The following is a 24071-nucleotide window of genomic DNA, read 5'->3' as shown; positions in this document are numbered from 1 at the left end:
TGATAATTTTACTTGCTATTTATAAATATGGATTTAATTGTTCATCATCAACTGTAGTATGTGGTCCATGTCCAGGGAATAATGGTAAATCACCATCTAATTCAAATAATTTATCTTTGATTGAGTCCACTAAAGTCTCATAATCACCTTGGTATAAGTCTGTTCTACCAATACCTTGTTTAAATAAAGTGTCACCAACTACAGCAAAGTCAGGAAAAACAAAAGTTAAACTGCCCGGTGAATGTCCTGGTGTATGCAATACATCGAAAGTGAAATCTGCAATTTGTGCTTTTCCTTCACTTAATGGTTCAGGCTTTACATCACTTGTAATGGCAGGTAAACCAAATTGTTTGAATTTTTCAGAGCCATTTTTTTGAGTGTTCGTAAGAAAATCAAATTCTTTAGAATGCATATAAACAGGTACATTATACTTTGTAACAATATCATTCAAAGCACCTATATGATCAAAATGAGCATGTGTTAACACCACTGCTTTTACTGTTTTATTAATTTGATTAACTTTTTGAATAATTTGACCACTTTCAGCTGCAGGATCTACAATAATTATGTTTTTATCATTTTCGATAAAATAAGTATTGGTATCTACAGGACCTAAAGTTAAATTAGATATTCTCATTTGGGTCACCACTTTTATCTAAATGTTGTTGCACTGAATCTAATTTTTCATCCATTTTTCTAGATTTATCACGGCGATCATCAATACGTATATTCGTACAGACTCTATCTAATCCTTTATTAAAAGGTAATTCATGGATTACTTGTACAACTTCCAATAAATCTTTTAAATCTCCTTCGATTAAAGTATTCATAGGTGTTAATTGATAGTCTATTTTACCAGCTTTTTTGTATTCTTTTAATTTGGTTTGAATTTCTGCAATATATTTACTGACACTTGGACCTTCAGTTCCAACAGGAATTACTACTACATCCACAATTGCCATTATTTGACACCGTCCTTTTCAAGTACATACGTATAAATTAAACCAGCAGCGCCAGTAATTCCTGCATCATTTCCAAGTTGCGCTTGAACGATTTCAGTATTGTGCTGAGCTGGTGTAAATGTTAAGTTATGATATTCTGTTTTAATATTTTCAATTAATATTAAACCTGCCGTAGACATACCGCCACCTAAAACAATATACTTCGGATTACTTGTCACACTAATTATGCTACATAAATAAGCGATGTAATTAGCTACACGTTCCGTTATAAATATGCAAAATTGGTCTCCAGCTTTCGCAGCATCAAATACAGCTTTTGCAGTTACTTTATTATTTTTAATTAATTCTAGTATAGATGATTTAAATGTTAATTTTGGATAATAAAAATTAACTAAATTAACTACGCCCGTCGCTGATGCAACTGTTTCTATACATCCAGATTTACCACAGTTACAATTGAAACGTTGATCATGGTCTACTCTAAAGTGTCCAATTTCTGCACCAGATCCATTGTGACCATGTACAATTTCACCGTTTGAAATAATGCCACCACCAAGACCAGTACCAAGTGTAATTGCTACAACATCTTCAGCACCTTCGCCTGCGCCTTTATGTTTTTCACCTAAAGCAGCTACATTCGCATCATTATCAACATAAACTGGGCAGTCCACAAACTGTTGGAAGATGTCTCTCACGTTGACATTACCTTGCCAATACAGATTGACAGCCCCATTAACTGTTCCCGTTTCAAATTCTACAGGTCCTGGCACCCCAATACCAACACCTAAAACATCATCAAAGTTATAATTTAAATTAGCTACTTGAGCTACAAAAGAATCGTAAATATTTTTCAATAGGTTATATCCACTTGAATCTGATGTATCTGTATCTATAGACCATTTAGTTATTCTTTCTAATTGTTCATCAAATATTCCAAGTTTGCATGTTGTGCCACCGACATCGGCTGCTAAAATAATTTTACTCATTTACCTACTCATCCTTTTCTAGTTTGTTTGATGGCGTGTTATAAACAATGTGTTTAAGAATTATGTTGAAATCCTAATTTACTCACTATCAGCTGTAAGCAAACGTTAAAACAAGAAAAGCTGTCGTTAAACAAAATGTTCACCATGAATATATACACGCGAATTCATTTATTCAGTTACTTAAATTATATCATAATACATAGCAAATGCTCATCTGTTATATAGCTTGCATTAATTATCAAATTTATAGTTAACTTTGTCAATTTGTTTACTCTTATTATGGTTTTCTTTTGCAACAAATATTAAAAAATACAATTTTTATTTTTGAACTAACTTCTTCAATGCACAAAGAAGTAAATATAACTATTTCTTACCTCTCAACTTTATTTTACTGATTCATATAATACAAAATAAAACCTAGAATAGTCATGACTATTCTAGGTTTATATAGGCGACTTCGTTTATTATTCCCTGCGTTGACTAATTATCATTTTACATTTTAGATAATTATGTTTTGATAATAAATTATAATGATATAAAGTATTAATTTCTTGCTCAATCATTTCTAGCGTATCATTGTTATCTTTAAAATAAACAATGAAGCCATATTTTTTTAATAACTGTAAGACATCATAAAAGTCGTTAATTTGTTCTTGCATATTAGTCTTCCAATTCTTTTTTTAAATTTTGATAATTTTCATTACCAGGATTTAATTTTAATGCTGCATTGATATATTTCAATGCTTCATCTTTATCGTCTAATGCACGGTTAGCGACAGCTAACTCGTAGTTTAACAATCCAGAATCAGGAAATGTTTTCAGTCCACGTTCCCAATCGGAAATAGCTTCAGCTCTAGAATCAACAGTAGTCGTAATCAATCCCTTTAAATAGTATGTTTCATCATCGTCATAATTTTTGTCGATTGTTTCAGCAACCATTTGCTTAGCCTCTTTATATTTATCTTCCTTCATCTGTTTAGCAATAATAGTGTTATAAATATTATCTTCTTTAATTGTATAGATTCTTATTTGTGATGCGATAAATAATATTAAAATTAGCACCAGTAAAATCCAAAAAACATTACGATTTGCGGTAAAATAATATGCTAAAAGTGTAATGAACAAACCACCAATAAAACCACCGATATGAGCCCAAACATTGATGTTATCCATAAATAACGAAATACCAATCAAGATTACTAATGCGATAAGCAATTGACCGACTAATTTGCGTTCAAAAATCTTACTTATATACATAAATCCAAATAATGAACCGATAAGACCGAAAATTGCACCACTTGCTCCTACTGAAATAGTATCAATATTAAATGATAATGAAGCAAAATTCGCAAATAACCCTGAGAATAAGAATATTACTAACATTCTCCAATGACCGACGATAGATTCCACTATTTTGCCAAAAATAAAGAGACTTAGCATATTCATTAAGATATGTTCAAAATTATAATGTAAAAATATGGAAGAAATTAATCGATACCATTCTCCATGTACTACATTAAAGTGTACTAATCCACCTACATCTAATAGTTTTAATTCTGAAAAACGATTGAAAAATAAAATCATTAATAGCCATATAATGACGTTAATACCTATCAATGTATAAGTGACTGGTGAAAATTTTATCATGTGTTTTTCAATAGGACTTTGATTTAATGATTTTTGTTTGTATGTAGTAGTTGTGTGTTTCGCATTATTGTTTTGATACAATCGTTTCATAATGTAATTAGGCATAGTGCGTTCAATACTTACATCATTATGTAATACTTTAATTGTTAGTTTTATAGGTTGATGTTCATTTAAATGTTCTTCAACAAATTGGTTATTTGTAAAACAGTAAATGTCTATGTTTTGAGGTTCAAAATCAACAAAGTTTGCGATATCTTCTCTGTGTTCTTGAATTCTCTCTTTTGTTAATCGAATTTCTTGTGCTGATTGCACGTCGTTTCTAAATATTTTTATTGTTTGTCGTTGTTTATGCGCTAACCAAACTTCTTCTGTATCTTGGTTATAGTGTTTAAGTTGATAATTATAATATCTAATCCATAAATAAACACATTTCCAAAAATGCTTTTTTGTAATCATTTTTGCCTCCGTCATTTAGTTGTTGCTACAATATATGTTTCTACTGGTTGATCATGAGACTCTGGTTCGAAATCGTTTAATTGGAAATCATAAATTAAACTCAGTGTTTGTTGTTCGTGTTGGCTTAAAAATTTATCAAAATAGCCTCCACCATAGCCTATACGGTATCCTTGGTCGTTAAAAACTACTCCCGGTACAATAACTAAGTCTAGCTCATTTGTTATCGTTGTGTCTGCAGTAATATAGTTAATCCCCTTGTCATCCTTACCAATTTGAGATAAATCGTTAATTTCTTTAAATGTCATAACACGATTCTCATAATCAGTATGAGGTACAAATACCTCTTTGCCGTCATTAAGCATATGTTTAATAATTTGGTATGTATCTACTTCGTGACTCATTGCTAAAACAATCCCAATACGTTGTGCAGATTGATATGTTATTGATTGATATAATTGAGTAGCAAGATGTAAATCAGCTGTGCGTTTAGCTTCACCAACAAATGATTTCATTTGTTTAATCATATTTGTGCGCAATGTTTTTTTATCCACATGTTCACCTTCATTTTTATTTATACTGTCCTTATTATAACGTTATTCCATTATCATGTCATTAATCACTCACTGACATAAAGATAACCAGGTTCATCAAGAACCTGGTTATCTTCAGACATTATTATTTTGTTTCACGGTGCAATGTATGTTTATTGTCTCTAGCACAGTGTTTTTTCATTTCTATACGTTCAGGATTAGTACGTTTATTTTTTGTTGAAATGTAGTTTCTTTCACCACATTCTGTGCAAGCTAAAGTTACGTTTACGCGCATGCTAATTCCTCCTTACCTTTTCAAAATACGACTAATTAATCATACCACTTTGCATGAAAATTGAAAAGTATTATTTTATACCAAATGCCATACATCAACGTTTTGTAATTAAATTATGTTACTTTTAATAGCTAAATGCCATTATTTTTTATTTTTAAAATAATAATCTATAACATCTCTACCAACATCTCCACCATTTAACCATGGTTCAGGAACAGGTTGATTCGTATAAACTATTGAAAATGCTAATTGTGGATCTTTTATTGGTGCATAACCAATATAAGTTGAGTTAACTTTAGGTTTACCATCTTGGAATACTTCGGCAGTACCAGTTTTACCAGCACTTGGAACGGTAGTATCATTAAAGCTTTCATAACCAGTTCCTTCTTCTTCGTTAAACGCCATATCAAAACCTTCTTGAACTTGGTCAATTTGATCTTGCGTGTTGTTTACTCTATTTAACACGTTGCCTTTAACTTTGTGTTTGACAGGACCTAATGAATCTTTATTAGTTGCATCATGAATTTGAAGACCGATATGTGGTTGAATACGATAACCATTATTAGCAATCGTTGAAACATATTGAGACAACTGTAAAGGAGTATAAGTATCATATTGACCAATAGCTAAATCAAGGTAGTTACCAGGATTATTATTTAATGGCTCAATTTGACCACTTGTTTCATTTGGTAAATCTATACCTGTCTTCACACCGAGACCAACTTGATTAAGACCTTTACGTAGTTTTTGACCAGCAATGGAAATATCTGAAGGTAAGTTCATATTTGGTGTATATGGTGACCCAGCAATTTTTAAAGCAGTTTTAAACATGTAAACGTTGGAAGAATGCATTAATGCTTCTTTATCATCAATTCTTACTTTTCCATCTTGGTTAAAGTAAGAATGTTTTTTCAATCCACCTGAAAATTCGAGCGGTTCATCAATCATTTCTTCTCCAACATTAATAGCATCGTTTTGATAACCAGCTAAGAGTGTACCCCCTTTAACTGACGAACCTACAGTATATTGTGCTGTAAATGTTCCGATATCAAAATCAGTGAGACTACCATCTTTATCAATTTGTTTACCTACCATTGCTAAGACGTCACCATTATTAGGATTTTGAACAACCATTAAAGCATTGTCCATATCCTTAGCACCTTCACTACGCAATTTTTTAATTTGCTTTTCTAGATATTCTTCAGTTTTCTTTTGCAAGTCTACATCAATAGAAAGTACTAAGTCATCTCCACGTGAACCAGGGTTGACTACTTTAGAATCAATTATCTCTCCTGATTTATCCGTAGTATATTTCATTTCTTTCTTTTTACCACGTAATACATCTTCATATTGATATTCTAAGTAAGATTTGCCGACACGATCATTTCGTGAATAACCTTTAGATAAGTATTTATCTGTTAATTCTTTAGGTATACCTTCTTTAGATGTCGATACGTCACCTAAAATACCACGCAATGTATCGCCATAAGGATATTTTCGATCCCAGTCCATTGCAGTATTTACACCAGGTAAATCTGAAAGTTTTTGTGATACGGCTGCGTACTCTTCCTCACTGACATCTTCATTTTTAATAGTTTGTGGATCTAGAGTTGAGCCAGCCATCATTTCTCTATAAATTGCTAACACTTGTAAATCATCATCACTAAGAGAATCCAATTGTTTTTTAGTGATTTTGTTACGTAATGTTTCGTCATATTGTTCTTGCGTAATGCTACCGTCATTTAATAAACTTTCTTCATGTTGCATCATGTCTTTAGATTTTTGTGGATGCTTTTGCACCCAAAAATCTTGTTTATCTCTATCAGTAATACTATCCGTATCCATTTTAATGAGTTTGGAAAGTTTTGTTGCTGTGTCTAATATTTCAGACTGTGACGTTTTTTTACCACGTGTGTATGTAATAGACATTTTTGATGCATTATCTACAATTACTTTTCCATTTCGATCTAGTATTCTGCCCCTAGGTACAGATTCATTTACAGTAATATTTTCACTATTTTTTATCAACTGTTTATAATGAGAACCTTGGGCAATTTGTAGATAACCGAGGCGCAATACTATAATTGCAAAAATGAACACAATAATGCCAAAAATAAAACTAATTCTCTTGTTCATTGTAGCTCTTGTTTTTTCAATATTTGACTTTTCTTTTAATCTTTTTAACAAATCAACCTACCTCTATTCAAAAGTTCTCACTATAAATGATATATGAAATGTTGAATTTTTTCTATTATTTTAGTCAAAAAAATGACGACCTCATTTAAAGGTCGTCATAAAATGAGCTTTTTATTTAGTTGCATTATATAATTCGTCAACTTTTTCCCAGTTAACAACATTCCAGAAAGCACTGATGTAATCTGGACGTTTATTTTGATATTTTAAGTAGTATGCATGTTCCCAAACATCTAAACCTAAAATAGGTGTTTTACCTTCAGTTAATGGGTTGTCTTGGTTAGGTGTAGTAACGATTTCTAAGTTACCGTTATTTACTACTAACCATGCCCAACCTGAACCAAAACGTGCTGCAGCTTTATTTGCAAATTCTTCTTTAAATGCATCTAAAGAACCCCATTGTTCTTTAATTTTATCAACTACAGTACCTTTTTCTTCAGAGTTAGGAGTTAATAATTCCCAGAACAATGAATGGTTGATATGCCCTCCACCATTGTTACGCACAGCTGTTTGAATATCTTCAGGTACGCTATCTAAGTTAGCGACGATTTCTTCAATTGATTTAGATTCTAAATCAGTACCTTCTACTGCTGCATTTAATTTTGTAACATATGTGTTGTGGTGCTTGTCATGATGAATTTCCATTGTTTCTTTATCGATGTGTGGTTCTAATGCATCGAACTCGTAAGGTAAATTTGGTAATTCAAAAGCCATAAATAATCATCCTCCTAATTAATCATATATAAAGCATAACAATTAAACTTACTTACAACAATCAAAATGCTTAGCGCATAACTGTTTTGAAAGATTAGTTGTCATCTTTGCTACTTTATTAGTATATCTCAAATTCGCAATATTTAAACATATAAATGTCAGAAATTATAAAATAAAAAGTAATTCATACTATTGACCTATGTTTTACGTTTACATTTTAAATAAAAAGACACTTTTGGTAATGTTTTGCACACGTGGTAACAAAATAATAAGGCTAATTCAAAATTTGAATTAGCCTTATTTTCAATCATATTTATAAATTATTATGCTAATTGACATTGTTCACAAATGCCGTAAACTTCCAATTTATGTTGTTTAATCTCAACGCCTGGTAATTTCGATTTAATCTCTTCCATTGGACAAAACTCTATGACCTTTGTGTCACCACATTGTTCACATATAAAATGATGATGATGGTGTTCAGTACATGCAATTCTAAATTTCATTTCACCATCTAATTCAGTGCTTTCAATAATATTAAGTTCCTTAAATAAATGTAAGTTTCTATAAATAGTATCGAAAGAAATACCTGGATAGTGTTGATCCATGCCTCGTTGTATATGTTTTGCATTAATATATTTATCTTCATCCACAAAGATATTTAACATATCTCGACGTTTATCAGTATATTTATGACCATGTTGTTTAATAATCTTAATCGCTTCTTCAGTTTTCATCCGTATCAGCTCCTTTGTGCTTATATGTACTTAATTTTTGATATAACATAGTAAGCATTAATAATAAAACTAATAAAACAACGATGACGCCTCCAGGTGATATATTGATGTAAAATGCTAATATCAATCCGCCTATAACTGAAACTTCACCAATAATAATACTCCAAATAATAAGTTGCTTAAATCCTTTCGTTAAGCGCATAGTAATTGCAACGGGTAATGTAATTAATGCACTGACTAAGAGTATTCCTACCACACGCATAGATGCAGAAATAACCATAGCGACGATGACAATAAAAACAAATTGAATCCATTTTGGTATTCCGATTACTTTACTATATTCTTCATCAAATGATAAGACAAAAAGTTCCTTGTAAAAGGTTAAAATGAAAAACAATACAATTACAACAACAATTAATATTGTAATTAAATCACTGATTGTCACGGCACTAATTGAACCAAAAAGTAAGCCTACTATTTCTTGATTAAAACCTTCTGCGAGTGATATGAAAATAGCACTTAACGCAATCCCTGTACTCATAATGATGGGAATTGCAATTTCTTGATAATTACTATATGACGTTCGTAATTTCTCAATTAACAAAGCACCGATAACAGCAAATAATATACCAAACCACATCGGATTAATAAAAGTCAAGGCAGGTAATAAAGTAATAACATACATGCCAAAAGAAATTCCGCCAAGTGTAACATGGCTTAGTGCATCAGCAATAAGTGATAAGCGTCTAACAACGATAAAAGCACCTATTAATGGTGCGATAAAACCTATTAAAATACCGCTTAAAAGTGAATAACGCATAAAATCAAAATTCAATAGTGCATCAATCATTTGTACAGCACTCCCTATCATGTTGATGATCGACAAATTGAATTGGATGTCCGTAAATTTTAGAAATTTGAACTTCATCTAGTGATTTAAAATCTTCAGTAGTGCCGTGAAAATGGATGTGTTTATTTAAACAAGCAACTTCTGTTGCAGTATCTGCTACTACTCCAATATCATGTGTCACCAAAATAATAGTAACACCTTCAGCTTTCAATTTATCTAATGTGTCGTAAAATTCGTTAACGTGTTTTGCATCAATTCCATTAGTAGGTTCATCTAGAATTAACACACTTGGGTTACTAATTAATGCACGCGCAATTAAAATCCGTTGTTGTTGTCCACCAGACAATTCAGCGATATTTTTATCAATTAAATGACTAATATTTAGTCGTGTTAACACAGCTCTAACTTTTTCGTCATCACGTTTATTAAACCATTGACCTAGCCTTTTACGTTTAGTTAAGCCACTAAGAACAACCTCTTTGACGCTTGCTGGAAACCCTGCTTTAAATGATAGTGCTTTTTGAGATACGTAACTAATTTTTAACAGCGATTGTTTACCTTTATAATCTTTGCCATCAACAAAGATTTTTCCTTTTTGTATTGGTAATAACCCTAAAATAACTTTTAATAATGTTGATTTCCCTGCTCCATTTGGACCAACAATGGCCAAAAACTCACCCGGGTTGATTTTAATATTAATGTTATCCAATACTTTTTTATTATCAAAATAATAATCTAAATTTTTTAATTCAAAAACTGGTGTAGCCATTTTTTCACCTCGAGTAATACTATACAGCTTACTTGTATATATGTAAATAGTAATGTTTACGACTTAAAGATAAAAAGATTAAGTTAAGTACGATATAGGAGTTACTATTGGCTGTTTTAATAATCACAGTTAGTTAACAATATATATCGTCTCAACTTAATCTATAGATAATTACTGATTTAAAATTTGCTCTTTTAAATCTGCTTCAAAACGTTGGTTTTTCAACATTTCAATTTCAAATTTATATGGTGGTTTTTTGTTCTTTTTATCTTCACCCACATAAGGTGTTTCTAAAATTTTCGGTATATCTTTGAAAGTATCATGATGTACAATATAATTTAAAGCCTCAAATCCAATATGACCAAATCCAATATTCTCGTGGCGGTCTTTATGGGCGCCAATAGGATTTTTACTATCATTTACGTGCACTACTTTAATTCGATCAACGCCTACGATTTTATCAAATTCGTTTAATACGCCATCGAAATCTTCTTTTACATTGTACCCTGCATCATGTGTGTGGCATGTATCAAAACATACAGATAAGCGTTCATTATGCTCTACACCGTTAATAATTTCAGCGATTTGTTCAAATGATCTACCTATTTCTGAACCTTTCCCAGCCATTGTTTCTAAAGCGATACGTACATTATTATCGTTTGTTAGTACTTCATTTAAACCTTCGATAATCTTTTTAGTACCTTTTTCTTCACCTGCACCGACATGTGAACCCGGATGTAGAACTATGTCACGTGCTCCAATTGCTTGAGTACGTTCTATTTCACTTTGTAAAAATTCAACGCCAAGATTAAAGACGTGAGGTTTTTCGGTATTAGCAATATTAATTATATAAGGTGCATGTACTACAATATTCGATAAACCGTGTTCAGCCATAAACGCTTGGCCACGTTCAATATTTAAATCTTCAATAGCTTTACGACGAGTATTTTGAGGTGCACCAGTATAAATCATAAAAGTTGATTCTCCGAATTTATATGCTTCTTCGGCAGATCCTTCAAGCATTTTTTTACCACTCATTGATACATGAGATCCTAATAACATAAAACTCACCTATCCTTTTTTATTTTTTCTAGCTTGTCTATTTTGTCGTTTACTGTATTGTTTACGTTCTTTACGCTTTAATTCTTCTAATTCACGTTTGAATTTTTTCTTATATCCTGGCTTAACTGTTTTTTTGTTGTTACGTTTAACTTTATTTTTAATTTGATTAGTTAAATGGTCATCTTTATTTTTACGAGATTGTCGTTTGTTATGTGCTTTTATAGCTTGTAGCTCACCATTTTTAATATCAACATCTTTAAAGACGTAACCGCGTTCTTCTATTAACCCAATATTTGCTTCTTCATCGGGACTATAAAGCGTTATAGCTATACCATGGTATTGTCCACGGCCAGTTCGTCCTACACGATGTGTAAAGAAATCAATATCATTAGGCACATCAAAATTAATAACATGACTAACACCGTCGATATCAATGCCACGCGAAGCTAAATCACTTGCAATAACATATTGGAACTCTAAGTTTCTAATGCGTTTCATTTGTTGTTTACGCTCTCTAGGTGTAAGTCCACCATGGATCATGCCAAGTTTGATACCTGCTTCATTTAATTGTTGCCCTAATTCGTTAGCACTATCTCTACTATTACAAAAGATAATACATAAATAAGGATTAATAACATCCATCAATTTCAGAGTTTTATCAATTTTTGCGTCACCCTTAGTCGGTATTAAGTAAAAATCGATATTCTTTTTGTTTTGAGTAGTGTGTTCAATTTCAATAAACTCTGGTTGCTCTAAATATTTATTTAAGAATGGATGTAAAGATTTAGGAATAGTTGCACTAAATACAGCGATATTTGCAGACTCATCTAAACGAGTAGCAATTAAATCGACATCTTCAATTAAGCCTAAATCTATCATTAAATCCGCTTCATCAATAACGAGATATGATGCTAAATGTACATGTAAATCACCATGTTTAGCTAAATCATTTACACGTGTAGGTGTGCCAATGATCAATTGTGGTTGATTTTTGGCACGTTGTCTGTCTTTCTCGAAATCAGTACCACCAATAAATAGTTTGACTGAAACATCTGTTTTGAATTGCGTTAAGTGTTGTGCTGCGTCAAATAGTTGTTGTGCTAATTCACGCGTAGGCGCTACTACAACAGCCTGTGGTTCGTGAATTGAAATATCAATATTTTGAATTAATGGAAGTAAAAAAGCATGTGATTTACCTGTTCCTGTTTGTGACTGACCTATGATATTAGCTTGTTTTAATATTTTAGGAATTACTCTACTTTGTATTTCTGTTGGTTTATCAAATTTTAAATCTTTTACCGCCTCAATTAATTCGGCATCCAATTTAAAATTCTCAAATGGGTGATTAGCCATATTTTGGCCTCCTTAAATTTCATCTTACTTATTATAAAGGAAGAACACATGAATTTGAATATATTTATGCGTATTTTTATAAATAGTTATATGGATCAGTATTTAGTTCTGATGCCACCATTGTAAAATCGATGTTTTCAACGGGTAACCAGTTATTCAGTAAGTTGATAAGTCCTTCTTTCATCACATACTCGCTATAATGATTAATATCTAATAAATTCATCTGATTTATTTTCGCATCTAATGCTTCGTGATGTTTAATATCGCCAGTTATAAAAATATCCGCACCCAATGCTTGTGCTTGATATTCATAACCAATCCCTGCACCACCAATGATAGCTACTTTTTTAATATGTGCATTTAAATCACCAATATAACGTACACTTGGCATATTTAAATTTTCTTTAATTGATGCAGTAAAAGCTGAGACATTTTGTGTTGCTGGTAACTCACCGATAACCCCTAAGCCATAGTTAGCAACTTTAGTCATTTCAACAAAGTCGTACACAGGTGTTTCGTATGGATGATATTGTTCAATTAATTGTTGTGCCAATACCTTTTGAGAACTATTTATCATAAATTCCAGCTTAACTTCTGCAACTTGCTCAATTGAATGTAATTTACCTTGATGAGGATTAGCACCATCAACTGGTTTAAAATTACCAGTACCAGCTGATTCAAAAAAGCAATATTCATAATTACCCTCTTCAGCTAGGCCGTGCTCACTAAGATTTTGTTTTAACGATTCAACATTATTTTGAGGTACATATACTTGAACTTTGTAATAATAGTGGTCTGCTGAATTTAAAGGTTTTAGATTGGTTAAATTCATTTTATCGGCAAGCATTTTATTCACGCCATCTGAGTAGACGTCTAGATTTGTATGTAATGCTATTAGGTTGATATCATGTTTAATTATTTTTCTAATAATCGCACCATATCCATCTTGTTCTACTACTGATTTTATACCTTTAAATATTAATGGGTGATGACAAATAATTGTGTTGAGACCTTTAGAAATAGCCTCATCTACAACTTCAATCGTACAATCAAGCGCAGTTAAAACACCTGATATTTTAGCTTGTTTATCGCCTATTAATAGACCTACATTATCCCATGACTCAGCAGTTGTAAATGGAACATGTTGTTCGATTGTGTGTAGTAGTGTTTTAATATTCATTTAAAGCACCTCTTTAATCATTTGAATTTCATTTTCGATTTCCGTAATTCGTTCTCTGTGAGTAGTTTGATTCAGTTGTGTTAATATATGCTCTAATGCTGTTAACTCACGTTCCCATTTTTGATAAAACAGTTCTGATTTTTGTGACAGTAAGATAGGGCCAAATTTCAATTCTAACAGTGATAAATTTTTAATTTCTGGTGAATAATCGGCCACAATTATTTCATACGTATGGCCTTTTTCTGTCATTAACACTTCATCTACAATTGTATAATTTAGTTGTTGTAATAAAACGCGTATAGGCTGTGATTGTATATTGCTTTGTAAAATTAGACGGGGTCTGTTAGTTAATTTTTCTTGACCTGCTCTTAATATTTTAGTGATAAGTGGTCCGCCCATGCCACATATAGTAATAGATGTTATAGCATTATCCGTTTTTAGTACTGTTAAACCATCACCTAGTTCAACAGAAATTACTGATTCTAAACCATGTGCGCGCACATTTTTTACTGATGCATCAAAGGGTCCACGAATTACTTCACCAGCTATAGCTCGTGCAGTTAAATTATTTTCAATTGCATAAATAGGTAAATAAGCGTGATCCGAACCAATATCAGCCAGATAATCACCTTTTATATATTCACTAACTTTTTTTAAGCGTTGATTAATTTGAATCATGAGTTAACTCCCTTGTATTAAATAAAAAGCTCTTTTGCACATAGAAAGTACAAAAGAGCCATAAATTAGTCCATAAAATCTTTAAGACGTTTACTTCTGCTTGGATGTCTTAATTTTCTTAATGCTTTTGCTTCAATTTGACGAATTCTTTCTCTTGTAACGCCAAACACTTTACCAACTTCTTCTAATGTACGTGTTCTACCATCATCTAAACCAAATCTTAAACGTAAAACATTTTCTTCACGGTCTGTTAATGTATCTAACACATCTTCTAATTGTTCTTTTAAAAGTTCGTAAGCAGCGTGATCTGAAGGGCTTTGCGCCTCTTGATCTTCGATGAAATCACCTAAATGGCTGTCATCTTCTTCACCAATTGGGGTTTCTAATGATACAGGTTCTTGAGCAATTTTTAAAATTTCTCGTACCTTTTCTGGTGGTAGATCCATTTCTTCACCAATTTCTTCAGGTGCTGGATCTCTTCCCAAATCTTGTAATAATTGACGTTGAACACGAATTAATTTATTAATTGTTTCTACCATATGCACTGGAATACGAATTGTACGTGCTTGGTCGGCTATAGCACGAGTTATTGCCTGTCTAATCCACCAAGTCGCATAAGTTGAAAATTTAAACCCTTTATTAAAGTCGAATTTTTCAACTGCTTTAATCAGTCCCATATTTCCTTCTTGAATTAAATCTAAGAATAACATTCCACGACCGACATAACGTTTAGCGATGCTGACTACTAGACGTAAGTTTGCCTCAGCCAATCTAGACTTAGCAACTTCGTCACCATCTTCGATACGTTTTGCCAGTTCAATTTCTTCTTGTGCACTTAATAAATTAACACGTCCTATTTCTTTTAAATACATACGGACAGGATCATTTATTTTGACACCTGGAGGCGCACTTAGGTCGTTAGGATTAATTTTATCATCTGTATCATTACTATCTTTTTCATTTACTAAACTAATATCATTGTCATTTAGCTGATCGAAAAAATCATCCATATGATCTGGATCCATTTCGAAGTTTTGCAGTTTTTCTGCAATTTCTTCGTGGCTTAAATGCCCTTCTTTTTTACCTTTTTCGATTAATTGTTTTTTAACATCTTCTAAAGTTAGAGATGGGTCAATTGTTTGTTTCTTTACTTTAACTTTATCTACAGACATGAAAAGGCCTCCCGAATATAATATCAACGAATACATTTTGTTTAATTGTGAGAGTTTATTAGTACTCATTGCCATTTATGACGTTACTTAAACATTGTTAACCTCATAATTATACAATTGTAAGTTGAGTTGTACCGTAACTGTTAATTCATTCTATTTTTATTGTAGTCTACAATCTTTGCTAAGTAATATTTTTGTAATTCCGTATCACCAAGACGTAATGCATCATTTAATTTTTGATTTAAAGATACTGCAGTTTCTTCTGTTCTATTAGCAGTAATAGTGTTGATATAGTCATCGATTTCATATTCAAACGGTTCTTCATTTATCTTATAATTATCTAAAGATATAAATGCTTCTTTTATCTCTGAAATGTCGATATATTGCAACACATCACTAATGTCGAACGTACCATTATCGGCATAAAACTCACGTAAAACATTAAATATACGCTTAAAATACTCATTTGTAAAGTCTTCAGGCACAATTAATTGGTGGTAATTTAAAAATGTATCTTTATCATTCATGAAATGTCTTAACAAGTTTCGTTCTGCTTTTTCTTGTTTAGTTAAATTAGTGAACTGTGGTATGTTGGGCACACTTGGAATTTGAGGTTCATAGTACGATTGTACGGCTCCTACTTCATTACTTAGACTTTCCTGACTAACTTTAAACAATTCCGCTACTTCTTGCAATACCTTTTTCTTTAAAATTGGCGATTGCATAAATCCAATTTCATTCGTAATCTCTTTAAGATATTTTTCATAAGCTAAATCATTATTATTAATTTCATCTTGATGCAATAATACTTTATAAATTAAATACGCTTTTTTTTCATGATTTACAAAGTGATTAAATGCATCCGCACCATATTTACCAATATATTCATCAGGATCCATATTTTTAGGTAATTGTACTACAAACACATTAAAGCCTTGTTTTAGTAAAACATCTCCTGTTTTTAATGTAGCTTCACTTCCTGCAAAGTCTCCATCAAACATTAAAGTAATATTGGAAGTTAATTTTTTAAGGAATGTTATATGTTCTTGCGATAGCTGTGTCCCCATACTTGCAACTACTTGCTTTAATCCTGCTTGATCCGCTTTGATAACATCCATAAAACCTTCAAGTAATATTGCTTCATCTACTTTTCTAATCGTTTTGCGGGCGCGATCTACATTATATAGTAATTTCCTTTTATGAAATATTGGTGTTTCTGGTGAATTTAAATATTTTGGTTCTTGATTCGTATAAGTACGTCCTGAATATCCTACAATACGTGATTGAGCATTCATTAATGGGAACATAATTCGATCTCGAAATCTATCGAAATAACTAAAGTTTTCTTCGTTACGTGATAATAAACCAGCTTCAAATGCAAGTTGAATATCATAGCCTTTTTTCTGTAAAAAATCATGACAAAAATGCGTATTATTAGGTGCATAACCTATTTGACGCGCATCTATTAATTCATCTGTAAAACCACGTTCTTTTAAATAATTTAACGCTGCTTCACCTTCTACAGTTTTTTTTAGAGCATAATGATAATATTCTTGCATTAATTCATGCATTTCAATCATCTTCAAATCATCTGATGCAATTTGATGACCATCATTTGATGGTGTTTCAGATGGTAAATCCACAGTAATATTAACACGCTCACCTAGTTCTTTTACTGCTTCAACAAAGGAAATATCCTTAATTTCTTGAGTGAATTGAAAGACGTTACCACCTTTTTTACAACCGAAACAATGACAAATTTGTTTATCTTCTGAAACGGTGAACGATGGTGTTTTTTCATCGTGGAAAGGGCATAAACCAATATAGTTTCGCCCTCTTTTTTCTAATTTTACGTATTCACTTACTAAATCAAGGATATCTGTTTTATCTTTTATATCATTTATTACTGCTTGTTCAATTCGCAAATTTTATCACCTATTACACATTAGTTATACAATTATAACTGTTAAATACCTTTTTTGAAATTATTATGCTCAATAATACTAATAATATCATTGGCTGTTTCTTCAATAGCTTTATCAGAGACATCAATAACAGGACAACGGATTTTCTCAACTAAATTATGGAAGTAATCAAGCTCTTCTTTTATACGTTGTTCTGTAGCATATCTTGCACTTTCACCTAAACCAAGTTGACGTAACCGTTCTTTTCTAATTCTATTAAGTTTTTCCTCACTAATTTTTAAAGCGATACATTTTGATGGATCAACATTAAATAAGTTTTCAGGCGGAACCACCTCTGGCACAATAGGAATGTTCATTACTTTATAACTTTTATGTGCTAAATATTGTGATAATGGCGTTTTAGAAGTTCTAGATATGCCTAATAATACTATATCCGCTTTTTCTAATCCTTTTGGATCTTTACCATCATCATATTTAACCGCAAATTCGATAGCATCTATTTTTTTAAAATAAGCCTCATCAAGTCTGTGTACTAATCCTGGTTCATAATACGGTTGTTCATCTATGCGTTCTAATAAGATGTTCATTAACGGTCCCATAATGTCAACACTTTTAATATTAAGTTCTCTTACTTTAGCTTCCATATATTTACGTATTTCTGGTTTCACTAACGTGTACACTATAATGGCGTCCGTTTCACGAGCTACTTGTACGACCTCATCAACATTTTCTAATGCTTCTATATAAGGATATCTCAATATTTCATGTTCACACTGATTGGGATTAAACTGAGATATACATGCTCTTGCTACTAATTCTGCTGTTTCGCCAATAGAATCTGATGCAACTATTAAATTTATCTTTTCCATTTCATTAACCACCTATTCATTAAATAATGATACAAAAATATTAGTTATTGTAGTTTTAGAGATTCTACCTTTAACTTCAAATTTACCATTATCTTTTTTATTTACTATGGGTAACGAATCTATTTCTTTTTCAATCATTAAATTCGCTGCATAAACTACGCGTTCATTTTCTAATATGTAATTCAAATTAGGCATTCTTGTCATGACGATATTTACAGGCATTGAATGAATATCGTCACCAATCATAGAAGCTCTTAGCAAATCTTTGCGTGAACAAACTCCTATAAAATCACCATCTTCGTTAATCACAAATAATGTACTTACGTCTTCTAAAAAAATAGTACATATCGCATCATAAACTGACATTTCATTTTTAACGACAACAGGCTGAGATAAATAATCTTTGACTACATATTTTTTTAATTGATCTGAAATTAATTTGTTTTTAGGCTTTCCTGCATAATAGTAACCTACTCGTGGTCGTGCTTCTAAAATACCTGACATTGTTAAAATAGCTAAATCAGGTCTTAAAGTAGCTCTAGTAAGGTCTAATCGCTCTGCTATATGCTCACCGGTAATCGGTCCATTATTCTTTACAATATCGACAATTTGTTGTTGCCTTTTACTAAGTTCTATAGCCTTTCACCCCTTTACTCATACATCATAATTATACATTGAATTGCTTCCTGCTACAAATACATATAATTACTTGCTAATAGTTAAACTATAGATTAGAATAAACATTGAAGCGAGCTAAGGGCGGTGAGAGCTTAGCAAGTAATAATGGCGTAATCAATTAAAAATAAATTTAAAAGTGAGTGGCTACACTAATTTGGGTGGAACCGCGGGTTAACAAAAAATTAGAAATAACACACAACATTTGTGGTATTATTATTAACTCGTCCCAAGGCAATGTTTAAATTACTATGTGTAATTTTCTTTGTCTTGGGGCGTTTTTATGTAAAAAAGGAGTGCATTTTGATATGACGAAAGATATGGAAACAGTAGTACAATTAGCAAAACATAGAGGTTTTGTATTCCCTGGTAGTGACATTTATGGTGGTTTATCTAACACTTGGGACTATGGTCCACTAGGTGTTGAACTAAAAAACAACGTTAAAAAAGCATGGTGGCAAAAATTCATTACTCAATCACCATATAACGTTGGTATTGATGCAGCCATTTTAATGAATCCTAAAACTTGGGAAGCCTCTGGTCATTTAGGTAACTTTAACGATCCAATGATTGATAATAAAGATAGTAAAATTAGATATCGTGCAGATAAAATCATTGAAGATTATATGTTAAATGAAAAAGGTGACGAAAACTTTGTCGCTGATGGCTTAAGTTTCGATGAAATGAAACGTATTATTGAAGATGAAGGTATCGTATGTCCTGTAAGTGGTACTGCAAACTGGACTGATATTCGTCAGTTTAACCTTATGTTTAAAACATTCCAAGGTGTAACTGAAGATTCTACAAATGAACTATTCTTACGTCCTGAAACTGCGCAAGGTATTTTTGTTAACTATAAAAATGTTCAACGTACAATGCGTAAAAAATTACCTTTTGGTATAGGTCAAATTGGTAAATCTTTCCGTAACGAAATTACACCAGGTAACTTTATTTTCCGTACGCGTGAATTTGAACAAATGGAACTTGAATTCTTCTGTAAGCCAGGAGAAGAAATTGAGTGGCAATCATATTGGAAAACATTTGCAAGCCAATGGTTGAAAGACTTAGGTTTAAGTGAAAGCAATACACGTTTACGTGATCACGATGAAGATGAATTATCTCATTATTCAAATGCAACGACAGATATTGAATATCGTTTCCCATTTGGTTGGGGTGAATTATGGGGCATCGCAAGCCGAACAGATTATGACTTAAGAAAACATAGCGAACATTCAGGTGAAGATTTTACTTACCATGACCAAGAAACAAATGATAAGTATATTCCTTATTGTATCGAACCTTCATTAGGTGCTGATCGTGTAACATTAGCTTTCTTATGTGATGCATATGCAGAAGAAGGTGTTGAAGGTAGTAAAGATGCACGTACAGTATTACACTTCCACCCTGCTTTAGCACCTTATAAAGCAGCAGTGTTACCATTAAGCAAAAAATTATCAGGCGAAGCCATTAAAATTTTCGAAGAGTTAAGTGCTAACTTCTCAATTGATTTTGATGAATCTCAATCAATTGGTAAACGTTACCGTCGTCAAGATGAAATTGGTACACCTTATTGTATTACATTTGACTTCGATTCATTAGAAGATCAACAAGTTACAGTACGTGACCGTGATTCAATGGAACAAGTTCGTATGCCAATTGCTGAGTTAGAAGCATTCTTAACTGATAAAGTTAAATTTTAATTAAATTATAAGAGGTTGGGATATAAATCCCCATTCTCAAATAAGAGGACTAATCCTTAATATGGATGGGTCCTCTTTATTTATATTTAAAAATATTCGATTTTGACTGTGCATGCTTTCCTGGGGTATGGTTCGAGCCTGTAGTCTCTCACACATACTATTCCCCGGACGTCAACACGTTACTAAATTAGTACAATTTATATTTTGTTATTAAAAAATTAATGACAATTATAACAAAATGTTAAAGTACTATAATAATTGAGAAAATTTCATAATACTAAAGAAAATGCCAACTTCTATATCTACTCAATAGAAGTTGGCGTTTATTTTTTAGTCAAAGATACTTTTGTCTCGTACTTTTTAATTATCTTCAATGTTATTGTCTAATCTATGCAACTGATTTATTAACTTTTGACTTTTGAAATACATACCTGCATATTCCTTATACAATAAAATCACTAATTCAGACATTTCATCTACTATGTCAGAATGTATATTCAAATTATTCATTTTTGATACTGGCAATTGTTGTAAGATTGATAATAAATACAGCGCTCTATTAGAAAGCTTAAAGGCATGCGGATCTTGATCAATAACCGATTCGGCAATTGCACCATCATATTTAAAACTATATGCAGCAAGGGTTGATTGGTCTGTATTTTTAGTAAGAACGCAATGATCAAAAATGGCTGAAAACCCAAATTTCGCCATATTCTTTAGCAAGACAATAACAGACATTAATTGTGCTGATACACCATTTGAAATCTTTTGCAAGACAAATGATAATAATTGATAATTAAATTGCGATACTTCATCATTCTCTATAGCACGATCAATGACTTCAGTACATAAACTAGCAAAACTACTTTCATAGATGTCTAATCTTAAATTGTAATTTTGATTGATGACGTCTATGGAACTTAATGTTCCCATACCTTTCCACTTAGAATAAATAAACAACCCATACACGAATAACTGTGTATGAGCTTGTAATCCTGTTTTATTCTTTTTGGCCCTTCTTGCCATAAGTGGTACTTTCGCCCCATGCTCATTTAATATCGTTATTATTTTATCTGACTCACCGTAGTCAACACTTTTAATAACAATACCTTTTTGCTTGATTAACATTTACATTTCACCTCAAGCTAAAATTAATCTTGATCTTCTACATATCCCATTTGACGAATGAAATTAACTTTATTACGCCAATCTCGTTGTACTTTAACCCAAAGTTCTAAATAAACTTTGGAACCTAACAACATTTCAATGTCTTTTCTAGCTCGTTTGCCAACTTCTTTTAACTTTTTGCCACCTTTACCAATGACGATTCCTTTTTGTGAATCTCTTTCAACAAAGATAGTTGCTTCAATGCGTACTCTATCTTCATCTTCTTTAACCATACGATCCACATTAACGCCTATTGCATGTGGAATTTCTTCGCTTGTTAAGTGTAATATCTTTTCACGAATTAATTCCCCAACGACAAATTGTTCTGGATGGTCAGAAATTTGGTCATCTGGATAATATTTAGGTCCTTCTGGTAAATAAGACTTAAGTACAGATAGGAAATGGTCAACATTGTGACCTTCAAGTGCAGAAATTGGAACGATTTCCGTGAAATCCATATATTTTTGATATTGCTCTATTCTAGGCATTAGTTCATCTGGATGTACTAAATCTATCTTATTTAATACTAAAAACACTGGTGTTTTAATTGTTTTTAACATTTCCATGATAAACTCATCACCACGACCAATATCTTCGTTAATGTTGACCATAAACATAATCGCATCGATCTCTGAAAGTGTGTTTTTTGCTACACGCATCATATAATCGCCTAATTTATGTTTGGGTTTATGAATACCAGGTGTATCTAAAAAGATAATTTGTGCATCATCTTCAGTCATAACACCTTGTATTTTATTTCTAGTTGTTTGTGCTTTATCAGACATAATTGCTATTTTATGTCCGATAACTCTATTCACAAAAGTAGATTTACCGACATTCGGTCTACCGATAATTGATACAAATCCTGATTTATGTTCCATTAATTATTTAAATCCTTTCCGGAGAATCCAAGTGGCAACAATTCGCCTACTGTAGATTCTATCATTTCGCCTGTTTGATTTGTCATATATACAGGCATATCATCATCGCACAATTCTTTCATTACTTGTCTGCATGCTCCACACGGAGATGATGGTAGATCAGCATCTACAGTAATAGTAATGGCTGCAAAATCTCCAGCTTGATAGCCTTGGCCAATAGCGGCTACTAAGCTAGAACGTTCTGCACAAATAGTCATTGGGTATGCAGCATTTTCAACATTTGCCCCATAAAAAGATTGTCCATCTTTGGTAACTAAATAAGCACCTACTTTAAAGTTACTATAAGGTGCATGTGCTCGTTTTTGTGCTTCTCGTACTTCGTTAAAATAATGTTTTTGAAATGTCATTATGTTCCCCTCCCATTAATGAAGCGTATATAAAAATAAACTTATTCTATATTACAGCGCCAACAAATATGGTATAAAAATAATCAACCCTATAATAAGCGACATCACTGATACAATTAATACACTAAAGGCAGCAATATCTTTCGCATATTTGGCTAGTATATTATACTCCTTTGTACATAAATCAACAACATATTCAACAGCAGTATTAATTGCTTCAAACGCGAGCACTAGGCTAATCGCTATTATTAAAAATAACCATTCGACTTTGTTTATACCGACAAATATGCCTAGCAAAATAGCCATTGCCGCACAGCATAAATGTATAGTAAATTTCCAATCTTTTTTAACTATCGTATTAAGTCCTTGCAAAGCATATTTAAATCGTTTCATAACTACTTGTCTCTCGTCAGTCCATATGCGTCTAATATGGCATCTTGTCTGCCAAACATTTGTTTCTCTTCTTCTTCAGTCATATGGTCATAACCTAACAAGTGCAAAAAGCCATGTAATGCAAGAAAACCTAATTCACGTTCAAAAGTATGGTTATATGCATCTGCTTGTTCTTTGGCGACGTCTGTACATATAATAATATCCCCTAACACTCTTGGCATATCGATACCGACAATTTCCGGTTCTTCTTCTTCCAAAGCAAATGATATGACATCAGTCACTTTATCTTTATCACGATACATATGATTAATACTTTGTATTTCTGTTTTATCAACAAACGTTACTGAAAGTTCAGCTTCACCTTCAATATTTTCTTGCTCTTTTGCAAATGTGAGTAACTTGTCTATCTGATTATACCAAGTAGTATCAACTTCCTCTGTATGGTCACTAAAGTCTATTGTAAACAACGA

Annotated in this window: 26 protein-coding genes; 1 reads left to right on the top strand and 25 read right to left on the bottom strand. The window is 32.0% G+C overall.

Features of this window, described 5'->3' with window-relative positions; genetic code table 11:
• Positions 1-19 precede the first annotated feature (19 nt).
• From MUA37_RS06485 to MUA37_RS06390, 20 genes are all read right to left on the bottom strand, one after another.
• Positions 20-637 (bottom strand): MBL fold metallo-hydrolase, encoded by a 618-nt coding sequence (locus MUA37_RS06485; protein ID WP_002509760.1) that lies wholly within the window; start codon positions 635-637, stop codon positions 20-22.
• Positions 624-962: an MTH1187 family thiamine-binding protein gene (locus MUA37_RS06480; RefSeq protein WP_002509761.1), complete on the bottom strand. Its 339-nt coding sequence runs from the start codon at positions 960-962 to the stop codon at positions 624-626. Before MUA37_RS06480 ends, MUA37_RS06485 begins: the two co-directional genes overlap by 14 nt.
• Positions 962-1948, bottom strand: a complete 987-nt coding sequence (locus MUA37_RS06475) for a glucokinase (RefSeq protein WP_002509762.1) — start codon at positions 1946-1948, stop codon at positions 962-964. The genes MUA37_RS06480 and MUA37_RS06475 overlap by 1 nt, the downstream gene beginning before the upstream one ends.
• Before the next feature lie 464 nt (positions 1949-2412).
• Positions 2413-2607 (bottom strand): YqgQ family protein, encoded by a 195-nt coding sequence (locus MUA37_RS06470; RefSeq protein WP_262614780.1) that lies wholly within the window; start codon positions 2605-2607, stop codon positions 2413-2415.
• 1 nt (position 2608) lies between these two features.
• Entirely contained in the window at positions 2609-4051 is a 1443-nt protein-coding gene (locus MUA37_RS06465; RefSeq protein ID WP_262624384.1) for a rhomboid family intramembrane serine protease, read from the bottom strand.
• Positions 4052-4062: 11 nt separating this feature from the next.
• Entirely contained in the window at positions 4063-4602 is a 540-nt protein-coding gene (locus tag MUA37_RS06460) for a 5-formyltetrahydrofolate cyclo-ligase (protein ID WP_021459927.1), read from the bottom strand.
• A gap of 124 nt (positions 4603-4726) precedes the next feature.
• Entirely contained in the window at positions 4727-4876 is a 150-nt protein-coding gene (gene rpmG / locus MUA37_RS06455; RefSeq protein ID WP_002509766.1) for a 50S ribosomal protein L33, read from the bottom strand.
• A 141-nt stretch (positions 4877-5017) separates the two neighbouring features.
• On the bottom strand, positions 5018-7063 hold the full coding sequence (locus tag MUA37_RS06450) for a peptidoglycan D,D-transpeptidase FtsI family protein (protein WP_002509767.1): 2046 nt from the start codon (positions 7061-7063) through the stop codon (positions 5018-5020).
• A 120-nt stretch (positions 7064-7183) separates the two neighbouring features.
• Positions 7184-7783, bottom strand: a complete 600-nt coding sequence (locus MUA37_RS06445) for a superoxide dismutase (protein WP_142019635.1) — start codon at positions 7781-7783, stop codon at positions 7184-7186.
• Between the two features lie 323 nt (positions 7784-8106).
• Positions 8107-8520: a Fur family transcriptional regulator gene (locus tag MUA37_RS06440; protein ID WP_002509770.1), complete on the bottom strand. Its 414-nt coding sequence runs from the start codon at positions 8518-8520 to the stop codon at positions 8107-8109.
• A complete protein-coding gene (locus MUA37_RS06435; RefSeq protein WP_002509771.1) occupies positions 8510-9370 on the bottom strand; it encodes a metal ABC transporter permease in 861 nt (286 codons plus the stop codon). Before MUA37_RS06435 ends, MUA37_RS06440 begins: the two co-directional genes overlap by 11 nt.
• A complete protein-coding gene (locus MUA37_RS06430) occupies positions 9363-10139 on the bottom strand; it encodes a metal ABC transporter ATP-binding protein (protein ID WP_002509772.1) in 777 nt (258 codons plus the stop codon). Before MUA37_RS06430 ends, MUA37_RS06435 begins: the two co-directional genes overlap by 8 nt.
• 171 nt (positions 10140-10310) lie before the next feature.
• Positions 10311-11201: a deoxyribonuclease IV gene (locus MUA37_RS06425; protein ID WP_002509773.1), complete on the bottom strand. Its 891-nt coding sequence runs from the start codon at positions 11199-11201 to the stop codon at positions 10311-10313.
• 9 nt (positions 11202-11210) lie between these two features.
• Positions 11211-12554, bottom strand: coding sequence for a DEAD/DEAH box helicase (locus MUA37_RS06420; RefSeq protein ID WP_002509774.1), 1344 nt, complete (start codon positions 12552-12554; stop codon positions 11211-11213).
• A 76-nt stretch (positions 12555-12630) separates the two neighbouring features.
• Entirely contained in the window at positions 12631-13734 is a 1104-nt protein-coding gene (locus MUA37_RS06415; protein ID WP_002509775.1) for a Nif3-like dinuclear metal center hexameric protein, read from the bottom strand.
• Complete coding sequence (locus MUA37_RS06410; protein WP_002509776.1) at positions 13735-14412, bottom strand: tRNA (adenine(22)-N(1))-methyltransferase; 678 nt, start codon at positions 14410-14412, stop codon at positions 13735-13737.
• 65 nt (positions 14413-14477) lie between these two features.
• Positions 14478-15584, bottom strand: coding sequence for an RNA polymerase sigma factor RpoD (rpoD, locus tag MUA37_RS06405; RefSeq protein WP_002509777.1), 1107 nt, complete (start codon positions 15582-15584; stop codon positions 14478-14480).
• Between the two features lie 143 nt (positions 15585-15727).
• The gene (gene dnaG / locus MUA37_RS06400; RefSeq protein WP_262624914.1) at positions 15728-17509 is read right to left on the bottom strand and encodes a DNA primase; all 1782 of its coding nucleotides are present in this window, start codon (positions 17507-17509) and stop codon (positions 15728-15730) included.
• Between the two features lie 41 nt (positions 17510-17550).
• Entirely contained in the window at positions 17551-18378 is an 828-nt protein-coding gene (locus tag MUA37_RS06395) for a pyruvate, water dikinase regulatory protein (protein WP_002509779.1), read from the bottom strand.
• 12 nt (positions 18379-18390) lie between these two features.
• Positions 18391-19014 (bottom strand): transcriptional regulator CcpN, encoded by a 624-nt coding sequence (locus MUA37_RS06390; protein ID WP_082435647.1) that lies wholly within the window; start codon positions 19012-19014, stop codon positions 18391-18393.
• Between the two features lie 347 nt (positions 19015-19361).
• Here MUA37_RS06390 and MUA37_RS06385 point away from each other — a divergent pair, with 347 nt between their 5' ends.
• The gene (locus MUA37_RS06385; protein WP_002509781.1) at positions 19362-20753 is read left to right on the top strand and encodes a glycine--tRNA ligase; all 1392 of its coding nucleotides are present in this window, start codon (positions 19362-19364) and stop codon (positions 20751-20753) included.
• A gap of 360 nt (positions 20754-21113) precedes the next feature.
• Here the strand turns inward: MUA37_RS06385 and recO are convergent, their stop codons facing one another.
• From recO to ybeY, 5 genes are read right to left on the bottom strand one after another with little or no spacing between them, the layout of a single operon-like run.
• Complete coding sequence (gene recO, locus MUA37_RS06380; RefSeq protein WP_002510512.1) at positions 21114-21881, bottom strand: DNA repair protein RecO; 768 nt, start codon at positions 21879-21881, stop codon at positions 21114-21116.
• Between the two features lie 23 nt (positions 21882-21904).
• A complete protein-coding gene (gene era / locus MUA37_RS06375) occupies positions 21905-22801 on the bottom strand; it encodes a GTPase Era (RefSeq protein ID WP_002510511.1) in 897 nt (298 codons plus the stop codon).
• Positions 22801-23208, bottom strand: coding sequence for a cytidine deaminase (cdd, locus tag MUA37_RS06370; RefSeq protein ID WP_232198489.1), 408 nt, complete (start codon positions 23206-23208; stop codon positions 22801-22803). Before cdd ends, era begins: the two co-directional genes overlap by 1 nt.
• Positions 23209-23259: 51 nt before the next feature.
• Positions 23260-23601 carry a diacylglycerol kinase family protein gene (locus MUA37_RS06365; RefSeq protein WP_002510509.1) on the bottom strand — a complete coding sequence of 114 codons (342 nt, stop codon included), beginning with the start codon at positions 23599-23601 and terminating at the stop codon, positions 23260-23262.
• A 2-nt stretch (positions 23602-23603) separates the two neighbouring features.
• On the bottom strand, positions 23604-24068 hold the full coding sequence (ybeY, locus tag MUA37_RS06360; RefSeq protein ID WP_002510508.1) for an rRNA maturation RNase YbeY: 465 nt from the start codon (positions 24066-24068) through the stop codon (positions 23604-23606).
• Between the last annotated feature and the right edge of the window lie 3 nt (positions 24069-24071).

It is taken from the genome of Staphylococcus arlettae (assembly GCF_025560845.1).
GTDB classification, from domain to species: domain Bacteria; phylum Bacillota; class Bacilli; order Staphylococcales; family Staphylococcaceae; genus Staphylococcus; species Staphylococcus arlettae.
Note: the sequence above shows the minus strand (reverse complement) of the source record. Positions and strands in the feature narration are given on the sequence as shown.

Coding starts and splice junctions, on each gene's coding strand:
- MUA37_RS06410 (WP_002509776.1), bottom strand. CDS start 14,412: ATGATTCAAATTAATCAACGCTTAAAAAAAGTTAGTGAATATATAAAA.
- MUA37_RS06365 (WP_002510509.1), bottom strand. CDS start 23,601: ATGAAACGATTTAAATATGCTTTGCAAGGACTTAATACGATAGTTAAA.
- cdd (WP_232198489.1), bottom strand. CDS start 23,208: ATGACATTTCAAAAACATTATTTTAACGAAGTACGAGAAGCACAAAAA.
- MUA37_RS06420 (WP_002509774.1), bottom strand. CDS start 12,554: ATGGCTAATCACCCATTTGAGAATTTTAAATTGGATGCCGAATTAATT.
- rpoD (WP_002509777.1), bottom strand. CDS start 15,584: ATGTCTGTAGATAAAGTTAAAGTAAAGAAACAAACAATTGACCCATCT.
- MUA37_RS06440 (WP_002509770.1), bottom strand. CDS start 8,520: ATGAAAACTGAAGAAGCGATTAAGATTATTAAACAACATGGTCATAAA.
- MUA37_RS06430 (WP_002509772.1), bottom strand. CDS start 10,139: ATGGCTACACCAGTTTTTGAATTAAAAAATTTAGATTATTATTTTGAT.
- rpmG (WP_002509766.1), bottom strand. CDS start 4,876: ATGCGCGTAAACGTAACTTTAGCTTGCACAGAATGTGGTGAAAGAAAC.
- MUA37_RS06445 (WP_142019635.1), bottom strand. CDS start 7,783: ATGGCTTTTGAATTACCAAATTTACCTTACGAGTTCGATGCATTAGAA.
- recO (WP_002510512.1), bottom strand. CDS start 21,881: ATGTTAATCAAGCAAAAAGGTATTGTTATTAAAAGTGTTGACTACGGT.
- MUA37_RS06395 (WP_002509779.1), bottom strand. CDS start 18,378: ATGGAAAAGATAAATTTAATAGTTGCATCAGATTCTATTGGCGAAACA.
- MUA37_RS06475 (WP_002509762.1), bottom strand. CDS start 1,948: ATGAGTAAAATTATTTTAGCAGCCGATGTCGGTGGCACAACATGCAAA.
- MUA37_RS06470 (WP_262614780.1), bottom strand. CDS start 2,607: ATGCAAGAACAAATTAACGACTTTTATGATGTCTTACAGTTATTAAAA.
- MUA37_RS06480 (WP_002509761.1), bottom strand. CDS start 962: ATGGCAATTGTGGATGTAGTAGTAATTCCTGTTGGAACTGAAGGTCCA.
- MUA37_RS06385 (WP_002509781.1), top strand. CDS start 19,362: ATGACGAAAGATATGGAAACAGTAGTACAATTAGCAAAACATAGAGGT.
- MUA37_RS06425 (WP_002509773.1), bottom strand. CDS start 11,201: ATGTTATTAGGATCTCATGTATCAATGAGTGGTAAAAAAATGCTTGAA.
- MUA37_RS06485 (WP_002509760.1), bottom strand. CDS start 637: ATGAGAATATCTAATTTAACTTTAGGTCCTGTAGATACCAATACTTAT.
- MUA37_RS06435 (WP_002509771.1), bottom strand. CDS start 9,370: ATGATTGATGCACTATTGAATTTTGATTTTATGCGTTATTCACTTTTA.
- era (WP_002510511.1), bottom strand. CDS start 22,801: ATGGAACATAAATCAGGATTTGTATCAATTATCGGTAGACCGAATGTC.
- MUA37_RS06465 (WP_262624384.1), bottom strand. CDS start 4,051: ATGATTACAAAAAAGCATTTTTGGAAATGTGTTTATTTATGGATTAGA.
- MUA37_RS06415 (WP_002509775.1), bottom strand. CDS start 13,734: ATGAATATTAAAACACTACTACACACAATCGAACAACATGTTCCATTT.